The 15,337-nt window shown below is 72.3% G+C and carries 11 protein-coding genes and 3 pseudogenes; 2 read left to right on the top strand and 12 right to left on the bottom strand.

The genetic code is table 11. The features are described from left to right. Nucleotides 1-79: 79 nt before the first annotated feature. From M2266_RS19475 to bldG, 5 genes and pseudogenes are all read right to left on the bottom strand, one after another. Nucleotides 80-1,610, bottom strand: a pseudogene (locus tag M2266_RS19475) (methyltransferase). 190 nt (nt 1,611-1,800) lie between these two features. Next, nucleotides 1,801-2,358 (bottom strand): small secreted protein, encoded by a 558-nt coding sequence (locus M2266_RS19470; RefSeq protein WP_277439336.1) that lies wholly within the window; start codon nt 2,356-2,358, stop codon nt 1,801-1,803. Between the two features lie 193 nt (nt 2,359-2,551). Continuing rightward, on the bottom strand, nt 2,552-4,948 hold the full coding sequence (locus M2266_RS19465) for a sodium-translocating pyrophosphatase (protein WP_277439335.1): 2,397 nt from the start codon (nt 4,946-4,948) through the stop codon (nt 2,552-2,554). Nucleotides 4,949-5,408: 460 nt separating this feature from the next. Further along, nucleotides 5,409-5,840, bottom strand: coding sequence for an ATP-binding protein (locus M2266_RS19460; RefSeq protein ID WP_277439334.1), 432 nt, complete (start codon nt 5,838-5,840; stop codon nt 5,409-5,411). Between the two features lie 89 nt (nt 5,841-5,929). After that, nucleotides 5,930-6,271, bottom strand: a complete 342-nt coding sequence (gene bldG / locus M2266_RS19455) for an anti-sigma factor antagonist BldG (RefSeq protein ID WP_138357092.1) — start codon at nt 6,269-6,271, stop codon at nt 5,930-5,932. A gap of 163 nt (nt 6,272-6,434) precedes the next feature. On the opposite strand from bldG, the pseudogene M2266_RS19450 reads away from it, so the two are divergent. After that, nucleotides 6,435-8,886 (top strand): annotated as a pseudogene (locus M2266_RS19450) (DEAD/DEAH box helicase). A gap of 8 nt (nt 8,887-8,894) precedes the next feature. Here M2266_RS19450 and M2266_RS19445 read toward each other — a convergent pair. The 7 genes and pseudogenes from M2266_RS19445 to ssd form a co-directional block, all read right to left on the bottom strand. Next, nucleotides 8,895-9,227: pseudogene (locus M2266_RS19445) on the bottom strand (Rv3654c family TadE-like protein); the annotation flags it as partial. Then, nucleotides 9,224-9,559, bottom strand: a complete 336-nt coding sequence (locus tag M2266_RS19440) for a TadE family type IV pilus minor pilin (protein ID WP_277439333.1) — start codon at nt 9,557-9,559, stop codon at nt 9,224-9,226. The pseudogene M2266_RS19445 and the gene M2266_RS19440, both read right to left, overlap by 4 nt. 64 nt (nt 9,560-9,623) lie before the next feature. After that, nucleotides 9,624-9,821, bottom strand: a complete 198-nt coding sequence (locus M2266_RS19435) for a DUF4244 domain-containing protein (protein WP_277439332.1) — start codon at nt 9,819-9,821, stop codon at nt 9,624-9,626. 58 nt (nt 9,822-9,879) lie between these two features. Further along, nucleotides 9,880-10,674, bottom strand: a complete 795-nt coding sequence (locus tag M2266_RS19430; protein WP_277439331.1) for a type II secretion system F family protein — start codon at nt 10,672-10,674, stop codon at nt 9,880-9,882. Beyond that, complete coding sequence (locus M2266_RS19425) at nt 10,671-11,597, bottom strand: type II secretion system F family protein (protein WP_277439330.1); 927 nt, start codon at nt 11,595-11,597, stop codon at nt 10,671-10,673. The genes M2266_RS19430 and M2266_RS19425 overlap by 4 nt, the downstream gene beginning before the upstream one ends. Further along, nucleotides 11,594-12,769 (bottom strand): TadA family conjugal transfer-associated ATPase, encoded by a 1,176-nt coding sequence (locus M2266_RS19420; protein ID WP_277439329.1) that lies wholly within the window; start codon nt 12,767-12,769, stop codon nt 11,594-11,596. Before M2266_RS19420 ends, M2266_RS19425 begins: the two co-directional genes overlap by 4 nt. Next, nucleotides 12,766-13,875: a septum site-determining protein Ssd gene (gene ssd, locus M2266_RS19415; protein ID WP_277439328.1), complete on the bottom strand. Its 1,110-nt coding sequence runs from the start codon at nt 13,873-13,875 to the stop codon at nt 12,766-12,768. The genes M2266_RS19420 and ssd overlap by 4 nt, the downstream gene beginning before the upstream one ends. A gap of 450 nt (nt 13,876-14,325) precedes the next feature. Here ssd and M2266_RS19410 point away from each other — a divergent pair, with 450 nt between their 5' ends. Further along, on the top strand, nt 14,326-15,159 hold the full coding sequence (locus M2266_RS19410; protein ID WP_277439327.1) for an HAD family hydrolase: 834 nt from the start codon (nt 14,326-14,328) through the stop codon (nt 15,157-15,159). Nucleotides 15,160-15,337: the final 178 nt, after the last annotated feature.

Below are 15,337 nucleotides of genomic sequence, written 5' to 3'. Positions count from 1 at the left end.
CGCTCCCGTTCTCCGCACGGGAGCGGGCCGCCGTGCGTCGGGACGTCGGTGCGCCCGGGCGTCGGCGCATCCGGACGGCTCAGTCCCGTACCGGGTCGAGGAAGGCCTGCTCGACGAGGAGCCGGATCGCGTCCGGCGTGCGGTCGCGCAGTATCACCGGGTCCTCCCCCAGCAACTGCGCGATGGCGTCGAGGATCCGGCCGGCCGGCAGCGTCCCGTCACACACGCCCGCGAAGCCCGCGCCGACCGTGTCGACCTTGGTGGCGCGCCGCATCCCGCGGTTGGCGCGCAGCACCACGTGCTCCGGGTCCTCGGCGCCCGGCAGGCCCACCTGCTCCTGCACCACCTCGTCGGCGAGCCGGAAGCGCGCCTCCAGCAGAGCGGCGTCGTCGTGCGTGCGCAGGAAGTCCTGGCGGCCGAACCAGTCCTTGATGTGCGCCCCCAGCGGCTGCTCCACCGGGTGCGGCCATTCCCTCGGCGGTGATCGCCGGCCGGTCGGATCCCGACTTGCGCAGGGTGATCCAGCCGAAGCCGATGCCCTTGACCTTGCGCTGCTCGAACTCGTCGAGCCAGGCGTCGTAGCGGGCGGCGTACCGCTCGGGGTCGTCGCGGTGGTCGCCGCCGTCACGCAGCCACAACTCGGCGTACTGGGTCACGTCCTGGACCTCGCGCTGCACGATCCAGGCGTCGCAGCCGCGCGGCACCCAGCCGGCCAGCCGCTCCCGCCAGTCCTCGCCGTCGGTGTGCTGCCAGTTGGCGAGGAGCTGGCAGTAGCCACCGTCGTTGAGGTGCGCGGCGGACTGTTGGACGAGGGTGCGGCAGAGATCGTCGCCCCGCATGCCGCCGTCGCGGTACGTGAAGCGGCCCGCCGGGGAGATGACGAACGGCGGGTTGGACACGATCAGGTCGTAGCGGTCCTCGCCGACCGGGTCGAAGAGGCTGCCCTGCCGCAGATCGGCCTCCGGCACGCCGGAGAGCGCGAGGGTGAGGCGCGTGAAGTGCAGGGCACGCGCGTTCACGTCGGTCGCGGTGACGCGGGTGGCGTGCCGGGAGGCGTGCAGCGCCTGGACGCCGGAGCCGGTGCCCAGGTCGAGCGCGGAGCCGGCGGGGTCGCGGACGGTGAGCCCCGCGAGCGTCGTGGAGGCCCCTCCGACGCCCAGCACCAGCTCCGCCCGGTCCACGCCGGGCGCCGTGCCGATGCCGCCGGCGCCGCCGACGGCGCAGCCGAGGTCCGACACGATCCACCAGTCCTCGCCGCCGTCGCCCGCGTACGGCCGTACGTCGACGGTGGCGCGCAGCTCGTCGCCGTCCCTGACCAGCCAGCCGTCGGCGAGGCACTCGTCGACGGGCAGGGCGGCGCGCAGCCGCTCGTGGGGCACCGGCCGCTGCAGCAGGAAGAGCCGCACCAGCGACTCCAGCGGGCTGCCGCCGCGCGTGGCGCGCAGCGCGGGCACGGTCTCGGCCCTGGACAGGGCCGCGTACGCGGTGGCGCCGAGCAGATCGAGACAGCCGTCGGCCGTGAAGGCGGCGGCCCGCAGGGCGTCACGCAGCTGTTCCGCGTGGTCCGGGGCGGGGAGGGGCGGGGCGCTGGAGAGGGGCGGGGTACTCACGCCTCCATTGTCGCGGAACGAGCGCGGCCCGGCGCCCCCGGAAGGGCGCCGGGCCGTGTCGGATCGTCGGATCGGGTGGGCCGGCCGCGGACCGGGGGCCGCCGGAGGCGTACCCCGGTCCGCGGCCGGTTCAGGTCCCGGACGCTTCAGGTCCCGGACGCTTCAGGTCCCGGACGCTTCAGGACGGACTTCAGGACGCGGATGGTGCGGCCGGGGTCTTGCAGCCGGTCTGGTTGGCCATCGCCTTGCCGACCTCGCCCTTGCGCAGGGTGTTGAGCGCCGACTCGGCGGTCTTGTTCGCCGTGTCCGCCTGCTCCGAGGCGGCGGTGAGACCGTCGGCGAACTTGCCCTGATCGGCCGTGTCGAGGCCGTCGACCTTGGTTTTCACCGCGGCGTAGGCGGCGGACGCCTTGGCCAGGTCGGCGACGGTGTCCTTCTGCTGCGCCGCCCCGTTGTCGATCGGCGGCGCCCCGGCCTTGCTCACGATGTCCGCGAGCGACTTGTACGCCTCGGAGATCTGTTGGAAGGCCTCCGAGTCCGCCGCCTTCACGTCCGCCGGCTTGCCGTTCTTGTCGACCTTCGTGATGGCCGTGTTGGCGTCGTTGATCTGCTTGGTCTGTGCCGAGGCCTGGTCGCAGACGGTCTTCGCCCAGGCGTCCAGCTTGTCGTTCGAGTCGTCGCTGCCGCATCCCGTCAAGGCCAGGAGCAGAGCGGCGCCGGACAGCGCGCCCACGAGCTTCTTCTTCACCGGTTGTGTCCCTTCCATGGCTCTACGGCCCCGGAACTTACACGCCATACGGGTGTCGACCACGAGTCCGAAGGGAGATTCGTCCGCTGATCAAGCCATTTGCACCAAGGAACGGGCGGTATCGGCGCTCTCGCGCACGGCGGCGGGCGGCACCCGAAAGGTGCCGCCCGCCGCCGTTCTGACGAGGCGTCGGTCAGGAGACCGATGCCGGATCGGCCGAGCGTTCCGGCGTCGAGGCGTTGTTGCCGTCCCCCATCGCGATGCCGCGCCGCTTGGAGTTGTAGACCGCGCCGACGATGATCACAATCGCGATCACCGCGACCGCGATGCGGACCCCGAGGTTCGCGTCGTCGCCGTACGAGAACTTCACCACCGCGGGGGCGATCAGCAGTGCCACCAGGTTCATGACCTTGAGCAGCGGGTTGATCGCCGGGCCCGCGGTGTCCTTGAACGGGTCGCCGACCGTGTCACCGATGACGGTCGCGGCGTGGGCCTCGCTGCCCTTGCCGCCGTGGTTGCCGTCTTCGACCAGCTTCTTGGCGTTGTCCCAGGCGCCGCCGGAGTTGGCCAGGAACACCGCCATCAGGGTGCCGGTGCCGATCGCGCCGGCCAGGTACGAGGCGAGCGATCCGACGCCGAGGGAGAAGCCGACCGCGATGGGCGCGAGCACGGCGAGCAGACCGGGGGTGGTCAGCTCGCGCAGCGCGTCCTTGGTGCAGATGTCGACGACCTTGCCGTACTCCGGCAGCTCCGTGCCGTCCATGATCCCGGGGTGCTCGCGGAACTGCCGCCGCACCTCGTAGACGACCGAGCCCGCCGAGCGCGAGACGGCGTTGATGGCGAGGCCGGAGAAGAGGAACACGACGGCCGCGCCGAGCAGCAGTCCGAACAGGTTGTTCGGCTGCGAGATGTCGAGGCTGAGCCACCGCATGTCCGACTCGGAGATATGGGCGCCCGTGACGGCGGTGTCGATCGCCTCCTTGAACGCGCCGAAGAGCGCGGTGGCGGCGAGCACCGCCGTGGCGATGGCGATGCCCTTGGTGATGGCCTTGGTGGTGTTGCCGACCGCGTCCAGGTCGGTGAGCACCTGGGCGCCCTCGCCGTGCACGTCCCCGGACATCTCGGCGATGCCCTGGGCGTTGTCGGAGACCGGGCCGAAGGTGTCCATGGCCACGATCACGCCGACGGTGGTGAGCAGGCCGGTGCCCGCCAGGGCGACCGCGAACAGCGCGAGCCACACCGAGGTGCCGCCGAGCAGGAACGCCCCGTAGACCGACAGCCCGATCAGCACCGCCGAGTAGACCGCCGACTCCAGGCCGATGGCGATCCCGGCGAGGACCACAGTGGCCGCGCCGGTCAGCGAGGACTTGCCGATGTCCTGGACGGGACGCCGGCTGGTCTCGGTGAAGTAGCCGGTGAGCTGCTGGATGAGCGCGGCGAGCACGATGCCGATGGCGACCGCGACGAGCGCGAGGACGCGCGGGTCACCCGAATGGCCGGCGATGTCGGCCGGGACGCCCTTCAGCTCAGCGTAGGTGGCCGGCAGATAGAGGTAGACCGCCACGGCGACCAGCACCATGGAGATGACGGCGGAGATGAAGAAACCGCGGTTGATGGCGGTCATCCCGCTGCGGTCGGAGCGGCGCGGCGCGACCGCGAAGATGCCGACCATCGCGGTGAGCACGCCGATCGCGGGGATGAGCAGCGGGAAGGCCAGCCCGGCGTCGCCGAACGTCACTTTGCCCAGGATGAGTGCGGCCACCAGGGTGACGGCGTAGGACTCGAAGAGGTCGGCGGCCATTCCGGCGCAGTCACCGACGTTGTCGCCCACGTTGTCCGCGATGGTCGCGGCGTTGCGCGGGTCGTCCTCGGGGATGCCCTTCTCGACCTTGCCGACCAGGTCGGCGCCCACGTCGGCGGCCTTGGTGAAGATGCCGCCGCCGACACGCATGAACATCGCGAGCAGGGCCGCGCCGAAGCCGAAGCCCTCCAGCACCTTGGGCGCGTCGGCCTTGTAGACGAGCACGACGACCGAGGCTCCCAGCAGGCCGAGGCCCACCGTGAACATGCCGACCACACCACCGGTGCGGAAAGCGATCTTCATCGCGCGGTGCGAGACATCGGTCAGATCCGCTTTCGGCTCTCCGGCCGCGGGCGTGGCCGACCGGGCGGCCGCGGCCACGCGCACATTCGCGCGCACCGCCAGCCACATGCCGACATAACCGGTGACCGCCGAGAATACGGCGCCCACGAGGAAGAACACCGAACGGCCGATTCGCTGCGAAGTGTTGTCCGAGGGCAACAGCATGAGCAGGAAGAACGCCACTACGGCGAAGATCCCCAAAGTGCGGAACTGCCGTGCGAGATAGGCGTTCGCGCCTTCCTGCACGGCAGCGGCGATGCGCTTCATGCTGTCGGTGCCCTCGTCCGCCGAGAGCACTTGACGTACCAGCACTCCGGCGAGCGCCAGTGCCGCCAGTGCGACGACCACGATGATCAGTACGAGATTCCGGTTGCCGTCGGTCAGTACCGGCCCGGCGGCCAGTGCCTGAGCGATGTCGTGCGTGTGAGGGGTAAGTGGCCCCGCCATTCGTCCTCCTTGACGTTTGGCGCATGGGCGCGCGGCTCCTGCGACTCCCACAGCCGCGACGCTCAGCGAGCTGAGCAAAGATGCACGGATTGTAGGGAGCGGGACTAGATCAAAACAGTGCGCGGGATCAGAATTCGCCTGTGTCGGGGAAGCCGGAATTCCCCGCGGGCGCGTAAACCACCGAATGCGGTGAAGAATCGGGCGCGGCGAAGGCGGTGCGCAGGGGCGTGCGGGCACGCGCAGGGGCACGGAGGCCGCGCGACATCACGCGAGAGCGGAGTCAGGGCAGCGGCGTCGGGTAACGGCGTCAGGGCAGCCCGCCGGGCACCGCGGCGCGGGCCGCGTGTTTCACCCGTTCACCCGTCGAGGTTGGGCCGTTCGGGTGTCACGCGCGGTGCGGGTGCGCGGGTGCGGCGGGGGCGGGCGCCGCGGGCATGGTGCGGGTTCGGCGGGACAGCCCTTAGGGAAGTACGACGACGGGTGCCGTCGGCCAGCTCATGCGGATGATTCCGCCGTGCTCGCCCACGGTGACCTCGACGTCGTCAACCAGGCCGCTGATGACGGCCAGGCCCATCTCTGACTCCTCGTCGGAGTCGTCGGTACCCGAGGCCCGGGCCGACGGGACGGAGCCCGCCGGCGCACCCGGTGCCTCGTCGCCGACCTCGATGGAGAACTTCTTCTCCTCCTCGGTCAGCAGGACCCGCACGGGCCGGTCCACGCCGTTGCTCAGGTGCAGACCGACAGCTCGGCTGCACGCCTCGCCCACGGCAAGCCGCACCTCGTCAAGGACTGCCTCGTCCACCCCCGCCCGGCGCGCTACCGCAGCCGCTACGAGCCGTGCGGTGCGCACGTGCTCGGGCTGAGCGCTGAAGAGCAGTTCTACGGTGGGCATGGCCTCCCCCTCGCTCCTATGGGTGGGCATCACAGGGGACCGGGCGACGAAACCGCCCGGTACCCCCGTCCTGCGACGATCGGGATGAGTCAGTCGTTCGCCGCGACAGCCTCGTCGACCGAGGTGTGGATCGGGAACACCTTGGTCAGGCCGGTAATCCGAAAAATCTTAAGAATGCGCTCCTGGTTGCACACCAGACGCAGCGAGCCTTCGTGAGCACGCACCCGCTTGAGACCGCCGACCAGCACACCCAGACCGGTGGAGTCGAGGAAGTCGACTCCCTCCATGTCCACAACCAGGTGATAACTGCCGTCGTTCACCAGCTCTACCAGCTGCTCACGCAGCTTGGGCGCGGTGTACACATCAATCTCGCCGCCGACCTCGACGACCGTACGGTCGCCAACGGTTCGAGTCGACAGGGACAGGTCCACGGATCCTCCAGCACCTTGCATCGAGCGGCGTCGCCCCCGGGAACCTCCCCGTCGAAAGGGAGGGTACGGATCGGCAGCCGCGATGGCATTCAATCACTTCACAGCCGACCGGCACGACGCCTTCCTGCGATTGTCCGTCATGCCGGTGACACACTGAGTGCCGATGGCTAAGGATCAACTTCCGCAGTCGGCGCACGGCCGCCCGTCCCCCCGCACCGTTCTCGAGCGGCTCGCCACGGGGGCAGGCCGAGCCGCACGCATCACCCATACGGAGCACTTGCCCCCGCGGGCGGGTCGCCATGCCGATTGGCCTGATCAGATCCGTCCGGAGGTGCTGAACGCCATCCGGACGGCCGGTATCGAGCGCCCCTGGGAGCACCAGGCGCTCACCGCCGGCCACGCGATGCGCGGCCAGTCGGTGGTCGTCGCCACCGGAACCGCCTCCGGCAAGTCCCTCGCCTACCTCGCCCCGGTCCTCAGCGCCCTCCTGGACGGCTCGGAGGCTCCGAACGGCCGCGGAGCCACCGCGCTCTATCTGGCGCCCACCAAGGCCCTCGCAGCGGATCAGCGGCGAGCGGTCGCCGCGCTCGCCCGGCCGCTCGGTTCCGCGATCCGTCCCGCGCTCTACGACGGCGATACTCCGTTCGAGGAACGCGAGTGGGTCCGGCAGTACGCCACGTACGTCCTGACCAACCCCGACATGCTGCACCGCGGCATCCTCCCCGCCCACGCCCGCTGGGCCTCCTACCTGCGCCGGCTGCGGTACGTCGTCATCGACGAGTGCCACACCTACCGGGGTGTCTTCGGCTCGCACGTCGCCCAGGTGCTGCGGCGCCTGCGCCGGCTGTGCGCCCACTACGGAGCCGATCCGGTCTTCGTGCTCGCCTCGGCCACCGCCGCCGACCCCGCGGCGGCCGCCGGCCGTCTCACCGGTGTCCAGGTCGTCGAGGTCACCGACGACGCCTCCCCCCGCGGTGAACTGGCCTTCGCCCTCTGGGAACCGCCGATGACCGAGCTGAGCGGCGAGCACGGCGCGCCCGTCCGCCGCACCGCCACCGCCGAGTGCGCCGACCTCCTCACCGACCTCGTCGTCCAGGGCACCCGCACCGTCGCCTTCGTCCGGTCCCGCCGTGCCGCGGAGCTGATCGCGCTGATCGCGCAGGAGAAGCTGGCGGCCGTCGACCCGTCGCTGCCCGCGCGGGGTCGCCGCCTACCGCGGCGGTTACCTCGCCGAGGAGCGCCGCGCCCTCGAACGCGACCTGCACTCGGGCCGGCTCCTCGGTCTGGCCTCCACCTCCGCCCTGGAACTGGGCGTCGACGTCTCCGGGCTCGACGCCGTCCTGCTCGCCGGCTATCCCGGAACCCGCGCCTCCATGTGGCAGCAGGCGGGCCGCGCCGGGCGCGCGGGACAGGGCGCGCTCGCCATCCTCGTGGGCCGTGACGACCCGCTCGACACCTATCTCGTCCACCACCCCGAAGCGATCTTCCAGCGCCCGGTGGAGTCCACGGTGCTGGACCCCGACAACCCCTACGTCCTCGCCCCCCATCTGTGCGCGGCCGCCGCCGAACTCCCGCTCACCGACGACGATCTGACGCTCTTCGGACCCGAGGCCGGCGCCCTGCTCCCCCAGCTCGAACGCCGCGGCCTGCTGCGGCGCCGGGCCGGCGGCTACTTCTGGACCCGCCGGGAGCGCGCCGCGGACCTCACCGACATCCGGGGCGCCGGCGGCAAGGCCGTCCAGATCGTCGAGTCCGCCACCGGGCGGCTGCTCGGCACCGTCGACGACGCCTCCGCCCACGCCTCGGTCCACGACGGCGCGGTCCACCTCCACCAGGGTCGGACGTACCTGGTCGAGCGCCTTGACCTCGACGACGCCGTGGCGCTGGTCGGGGAGGCCGACCCCGACTACTCGACGATCGCCCGGGAGAACACCTCCGTCTCCGTCCTCTCCACCGACCTGGAGGAGTCCTGGGGCGCTGCCCGCGTCCACTTCGGATCGGTCGAGGTCACCCATCAGGTCGTGTCCTTCCTGCGTCGCCGGCTGATCACCGGGGAGGTGCTCGGCGAGACCAAACTCGACCTCCCACCGCGCTCACTGCGCACCCGCGCGGTGTGGTGGACGGTCACCGAGGACCAGTTGGAGGCCGCCCGGATCCACCCCGAGGAACTCCCCGGCGCCCTGCACGCCGCGGAACACGCCTCCATCGGCCTCCTCCCGCTCTTCGCCACCTGCGACCGGTGGGACATCGGCGGCGTCTCGATCCCTCTGCACGCCGACACCGGCCTGCCCACCGTCTTCGTCTACGACGGGCACCCGGGCGGGGCGGGCTTCGCCGAACGCGCCTTCCACACGGCCCGCGGCTGGCTCACCGCCACGCGGGAGGCCATCGCCTCCTGCGAGTGCGCGTTCGGCTGCCCCTCCTGCGTCCAGTCCCCCAAATGCGGCAACGGCAACGAGCCCCTGGACAAACGCGCCGCCGTCCGCCTCCTGGACTGCCTGCTGGCCCGCGAAACGGTCCCGGAATCGGATGCCGAACGGATCGCCGCCGGGCGTGTCGCCCCGGAGCCGACGCCAACGGATCCGGAAGCAGGCCCGGCCCCGACCGAAGGGTGAGCGTCGGCCGGGGAGGCCGGACCCGCGCGGGAGCGGACCCGGGCCCGGCCGACGGCGGCGGTGACGTCGGCCGTCCCGCCCGTGACCGCGCACCGGACGAGCCGGGCGCCCTGGGCCGCCGCCGTCCGGGCCGCCCGTGCGCAGGCTGCGTCCGAGCCGTCCATCGCGTGGTCGGCCGCGGCCAGGGCCGCCAGGTCCGCCGCGCCGCCCGCCCGGTGGCGGGCGAGAACCGCCTGGCCCATGGCCAGGACCGCGCCGAACGCCAGGCACAGCACCCCTATCAGCAGCGCGGCCCAGACCGTCGCCGAGCCCCGGTCCCCGCGCCGTCCCCGGCCGCTCACCGGACCGTGTCCTCGGCGAGCGCCGCCGCTTCGGCGTGCAGCAAAACCTCCAGCACGGGTGCCCGGGCGGTGACCCGCACCCGGATCAGCTCCCCGTCGCGGGCCAGCGACACCGCGGCCCCCCGCGGGGCGGCGGATCGGGCCGCCGCCAGGGCGGCGGCCTCCGGCTCGGACCGGGCCGCGGCCCGTGCGCCCGCCCGCGCGGCATCCACGCACTGGATCTGTTTCGCCGCGGCCATCAACCCACCCAGCAGCGCCGTGGTGAAGAGCACCATGACCGGTAGGGCTACGGCGGCCTCGGCGGTGACGAACCCCCGCTCGCCCCGCCGCACTCTCCTTGACGGTGCCCGGGAGGGCGGTTGCGAAGGCCGCTCGGACGATCCTGCGGGCGACCCCTCAGAAGGACACATCGAGCGCCCTCTCGATCAGGCCGCTGAGCGCCGACTTCACCGCGCCGCTGGTCACGATCTTGTAGAGCACGGCGGCGAACCCGCAGGCCGCCAGCGTGCCGACGGCGTATTCCGCCGTGGTCATTCCCGCGTCCGCGGTCGACCGAAGCCGTCCGGCCGTCGCGCGAAGCATCCGGACCATCATGATGTTCCCCCTTGCACCTGCATCGATATGCGTTGACCGACGTTCGTGTGCCGCGCTCTCACGGGCCCTGACCGGAGCCGCCGGCGAGGATCCCCTCCGCCAGCCCCAGCACCACCGGAATCACTCCGACGAGCAGGAAGGCCGGCAGAAAACACAGGCCGAGCGGGGCCGTGGCCAGCACTCCCGCGCGCCGGGCCCTGGCGAGCGCCGAACGGCCGCGTGCCGCGCGGTAGTCGGCGGCCAGGCGTGCCACCTCGTCGACCGGCGCCACGCCGCTGTGCGAGGCGCGTGCCAGGCAGCGGGCGAGCCCCTTCGCCGCGGGCAGCCGGCCGAACCGTTCCCAGCACCGCTCGGGGTCGCCGCCCAGGCGGATCTCGGCCGCGACGCGTATGAGTCCGTCGCCCAGTGGCCCGCCCAGTGAGCGGCCGACCGCTTGTGCCGCGTCGCCCGGCCGGGCGCCCGCCGCCAGGCAGGCGGCCATCAGGTCTGCGCAGAGCGGCAGTTGACGCGTGGCGTCCCGGTCGCGGCGGTGACCGCCGGCCGCCCGTGACCGACGCTGCCAGTGCCGTATCCCGTACGCCGCGAGCAGACCGGTCACACACCCGGGGACACCTCCGACGAACACGGCCGCGCCGAGCGCCACCGCCGCCACCGGACCCCAGGTGCGCAGCGCGGGCCCTCGCGTCCACCAGGCGGCTCCGGGGCTCTTGGCGACCCGCACCCCGAACAGCAACCGGAGTCTGCCGAGCGCGGCGCGCTCCCGCCGGGTCTCGATCACCGTCACCACGACACACAGGACGGCGGCGGTGACCGAGACGGCTGTCCCCAGGCTGTGGACACCGTCGCCGTTCACCAGGACTCCTCGGCGGATCGCACGATGCGTCCGGTCCAGGCGAGCCCCGCCCACTCCAGCAAGCCGCCCGCCAGCAGGCAGGCCAGCCCCGTCGAGGTGCCCAGCAACGTCCCCACCGGATCCGCCCCGAGGCCCGCGCCCAGCACCACGCCGAACACCGGGAGCAGGGCCAGCATCAGCGCGGTCGAGCGGGGACCGGCCAGTTGGGCGCGCAGATCGTCCCGCTGATCGCGTTCGGCGCGCAGAGCGCCCGCGATCCGGTCCAGGCCCGCGGCCAACCCCGCACCGCCGTCGACGGCGACCTGCCAGCAGGCGGCGACAGCCGCCAGCCCCTCGGCCCCCTCCTGGCGCGCCGCGGCCCGCAGTGCCTCCGGCACGTCCCCGCCGAACCGGGCGGCGGCCAGCAGCAGCCGCGCCGCGTCGACCAGTTCGGGGGCGTCCGGCCAGCCGTCGTCCTCGATCGCGCCCGCCAGCGCGGTGTGCGGCGGCCTTCCGGCCCGCAGATCACCGGCGACCGTCCCGCAGAGGGTGCCGACGGCTGTCACGCGGCGCTCCACCGCCGCGCGCCGCGCCCGCTCCCGCAACTGGCGGCCGACCAGCGGGACAGCGGCCGCTCCTGCCAGCGCGGGCAGCACCGAGTGCGCCGGCAGAGCGAGCACCAGTCCGCCCGGCAGGCAGAGGAGTTCTCGTCCGAGCCGCCACCCGAGCCGCTCGCGCAACGACGTGAGCAGCGCCTGCCCGCGGGCCGTCGGCCCCTGCCACATCCCGGGCCCCCACGTCCACGCGGTGCCCGGCCGATGACCGCCGGCCAGCAGGAGCCGGGCCCGGCGCAGGACGGCGTCCCTGCCGTACATCAGCCACCCGGCGGCCCCGGCGCAGAGCACGGCCGCCCACAGGGCCACCGGCACCACCCCGGCCCTCATGACGCGCCCCGCTCGCACAGGGCCGCCAGCCGGTCCCAACCCGGGCCCCGTTCCCCGGCGCCGTGCGGGCCGCACACCACGGCCGGGACGGTCACCACCAACCCGTCGGGGCCGCGTTCCAGCACATGGATCTCGGCGACCCGGCGCAGTCCCGAGCGGTCCCTGGCCAGATGGACGACGACGGACAGCGCCGCCGCCAACTGGCTGTGCAGGGCGGCCCGGTCGAGTCCGGCGGTCGAGCCGAGCGCCTCCAGCCGGGCCGGCACGTCGCAGGCAGCGTTGGCGTGCACCGTGCAAGCACCTCCCTCGTGACCCGTGTTGAGAGCGGCGAGCAGCTCGGTGACCTCCGGACCGCGGACCTCGCCGACCACCAGTCGGTCCGGGCGCATCCGCAGGGCCTGGCGCACCAGGTCCCGCAGCTCCACCAGACCGGCGCCCTCCTGATTGGCCGGGCGGGTCTCCAGACGGACGACGTGCGGGTGGTCGGGCCGCAGTTCCGCGGAGTCCTCCGCGAGCACGATGCGCAGATCCGGTTCCACCAGGCCCAGCAGGCAGCTGAGCAGGGTGGTCTTCCCGGTGCCGGTGCCACCGCTGATCATGAAGGAGAGCCTGGCGTCGAGGACGGCCCGGAGCAGCCCGGCGGTCTCGGCGTCCATGGTGCCGGCGGCGATGAGCTCGTCCAGGGCAAAGGCACGGGCCCGCACCACACGCAGCGACAGGCACGGCGAGCCGACGACGACGGGCGGCAGCACGGCGTGCAGCCGGGTGCCATCCGGTAGCCGGGCGTCGACCCAGGGCCGGGCGTCGTCCAGCCGCCGGCCGGCGGTGGTCGCGAGCCGCTGGGCGAGCCTGCGGACGGCGGCGGCATCGGCGAAGCCGACATCGCTGCGCTCCAGGCCGCGTCCGCGGTCGACCCACACCTCCTCCGGCCCGTTGACGAGCACGTCGGTGACGTCGGGATCCGCGAGCAGCGGCTCCAGCGGTCCCGCGCCGACCATCTCGGAGCGCAGCGCGGTGACGACGCCGAGCACTTCGGTGTCACCCAGCAGCCGTCCTTCGGCGCGCAGCGCTGCCGCGACCCTGCTGGGCGTGGGGTCCCCGCTGTACTCCGCGAGGCGGAGTCGGACGGCGTCCAGGAGCGCCGCCCTCGGTTCCGCGCGGTCCGCGCTCATACCGGCACGCTCCCGCCGCTGGGCAGGGCCTGGGCCAGGAAGGCGGAGCAGAAGCGGGCCAGCGGCCCGCGCCCGCTCGCGCCCGGCGGGCGGCAGCCGTCCCGCGCCTCCACCAGGCCTGGTTCCGACGGCAGTTCGCCCGCCAATCGCAAGCCGATGAGCCGGGCGATCTCCTCGTCGCCGAGTCCTGAGGCGAAGGGTCCACGGGCGACCACTCGCAGGTCCTTGAGGACCATGCTGACCGCCGAGGCGACCCGGGTGGCCGCGGCCACCGCCCGCAACTCGGCCGGGACGACCAGGAGCCCGACGTCGATCTGGGCCAACGACTCGGCGACGGCCTCGTCGATCCGCCGGGGCAGGTCCACGACGACGACTCCGCCGCGGCGCCGGGCGGCGCCCAGCACCGACCTCATGGCCTGTGGCGGGATGACCACGGAGTCGCTGCGGTCCCAGCTGAGGACACTCAGCGCGTTCAGCCGCGGTAGCGACTCCTCCAGCGCTCCGCTGTTGACGCGCCCCCGGGAGTCGGCGAGGTCGGGCCAGCGCAGTCCGCCGGCGCGTTCGGCGCCGAGCAGGATGTCGAGGCCCCCTCCGAGGGGGTCGCCGTCGATGAGCATCGCGCGGCGGCCGTCGCGGGCCGCGGTCACCGCGAGGGCGCACGCCAGCGTGCTGGCTCCGGCGCCGCCGCGGCCGCCCACCACGCCGATGGTCAGGGCCGGCTCGGTGACTCCCTCGGCCACGTCGGCGATCCGGTCGACCAGCCACGACTCGGCGTCCGGAAGGAAAAGGACGTGGTCGGCCCCGATGTCGACGGCTCTGCGCCATACGTCCTGGTCGTCCAGATCCCGGCCGACGAGCAGCACGCCTTTGCGCCGGACGGCGCCGCGCAGCCGGGAGGTGTCGTCGGAGCCGACGAGCACCAGCGGTGCGGATTCCCAGCTGCCGGCACGCGGCGGGGCCCCGAAGGCCACTTCGGGCTCGGCGCCCGCGGCCGCGCACAGCCGCAGCAGGTCGTCGAGCAGTGCCTCGTCCTGAGTGACGATCAGCGGTCCGCCCGGATCCTCTGCGGCCGCCGGGCTCCGGTCGGGTGTGATGGATTCAGTCACGGCCCTGTCCCCTCGTTCGTTCCGCGTGCACGGTGTGCATCGCCTGCGAACAGAGTCCGGCCGTTTCGGAGAATCGGATGATCTTGGTCGGTTCCGGTGGATAACTCGGCGATTGTGGATAACTCCGTCACCCGAACGGGTGAGTTCGCCACCAAAGCGCAACGATTACGGAACGTGACACGTCATACCGGATACAGGCAGCGCAAGGGGAGTGAGAGCTACCGCATAAAAGGAAGAGGAGCTACCGGGACGTCGGTCCGAAAAGACATGCGGACATGCGACGACCCCCGCCGGGGGGGAGAGCGGGGGTCGTCCCCACAGTCCGACTCGGGGGGGGAGGAGCCAGACCGGGTTAGCACGGTCGCGAACGATCCGTGACTTCCATGGTGTACCCGACAGCCTTCTCAGGCAAACCCACGCGCCTCAGCTTACGCCGAATGGTGGTTGCTTATGCTCGTGCTCGTGGAAAACCACCTGTCCCCGCGCACCGCAGCATTCTTCGACCTCGACAAGACCGTGATCGCCAAGTCGAGCACCCTCGCCTTCAGCAGATCCTTCTACCAGGGCGGCCTGATCAATCGACGGGCCGTGCTGCGCACCGCCTACGCCCAGTTCGTGTACCTCGTGGGCGGCGCCGACCACGACCAGATGGAGGGGATGCGCAAGTACCTCTCCGAGCTGTGCCGCGGCTGGAACGTGCAGCAGGTCAGGGAAATCGTGGCCGAGACCCTGCACGACCTCATCGACCCGATCATCTACGACGAGGCCGCCTCCCTCATCGAGGAGCACCACGCCGCCGGCCGCGACGTGGTCATCGTGAGCGCTTCGGGAGCCGAGGTCGTCGAACCCATCGGCCGGATGCTCGGCGCCGACCATGTGATCGCCACCCAGATGGTCGCCGAGGAGGGCTGCTACACGGGAGTGATCGAGCACTACGTCTACGGGCCGGCCAAGGCCGAGGCCATTCTGAAACTCGCCGAGGCCGAGGGATACGACCTGGAACGGTCGTACGCGTACAGCGACTCGGTGACCGACATCCCCATGCTGGAGGTCGTCGGCCACCCGTACGCGGTGAACCCGGACCGCGGACTGCGCAAGGAGGCGACCGGCAAGGAGTGGCCGATCCTCACCTTCAACCGGCCGGTCCGGCTCAACCAGCGGATCCCGTCGCTGTCGATGCCACCCCGTCCGGTCCTCGCCGCGGCGGCGGTCGGAGCGGCCGCGGCCACCGCCGGACTGGTCTGGTACGCGGCCCGCCGACGCCGTCCGTCACTTTTGTCCTGATTGGACGCAAAAGTAAAGAACTGCGCTCAGGGCTTCCACTTCAGCCGTGGCAGCGGTAGAAAGGACTCAGAGGCCCGCGAGACCACGGATTTCCGAGAGGAAGACCGCAGAGTATTCGGCCCCACGGACCCAAGCATGGAAGTCGGGCACCCACGCGCAGCCGACCCGCTAACCGGGC

This window comes from Streptomyces sp. SPB162 (genome assembly GCF_029504575.1).
Classification (GTDB): Bacteria; Actinomycetota; Actinomycetes; order Streptomycetales; family Streptomycetaceae; genus Actinacidiphila.
The sequence above is the reverse complement of the archived record's forward strand: the minus strand, read 5'-3'. Positions and strand labels throughout refer to the sequence as shown.

Excerpts from the sequence above, each read along its gene's own strand:
- M2266_RS19465 (WP_277439335.1), bottom strand. The coding sequence starts at position 4,948 with ATGGCGGGGCCACTTACCCCTCACACGCACGACATCGCTCAGGCACTG.
- M2266_RS19420 (WP_277439329.1), bottom strand. The coding sequence starts at position 12,769 with ATGAGCGCGGACCGCGCGGAACCGAGGGCGGCGCTCCTGGACGCCGTC.
- M2266_RS19425 (WP_277439330.1), bottom strand. The coding sequence starts at position 11,597 with ATGAGGGCCGGGGTGGTGCCGGTGGCCCTGTGGGCGGCCGTGCTCTGC.
- M2266_RS19410 (WP_277439327.1), top strand. The coding sequence starts at position 14,326 with ATGCTCGTGCTCGTGGAAAACCACCTGTCCCCGCGCACCGCAGCATTC.
- M2266_RS19435 (WP_277439332.1), bottom strand. The coding sequence starts at position 9,821 with ATGATGGTCCGGATGCTTCGCGCGACGGCCGGACGGCTTCGGTCGACC.
- M2266_RS19460 (WP_277439334.1), bottom strand. The coding sequence starts at position 5,840 with ATGCCCACCGTAGAACTGCTCTTCAGCGCTCAGCCCGAGCACGTGCGC.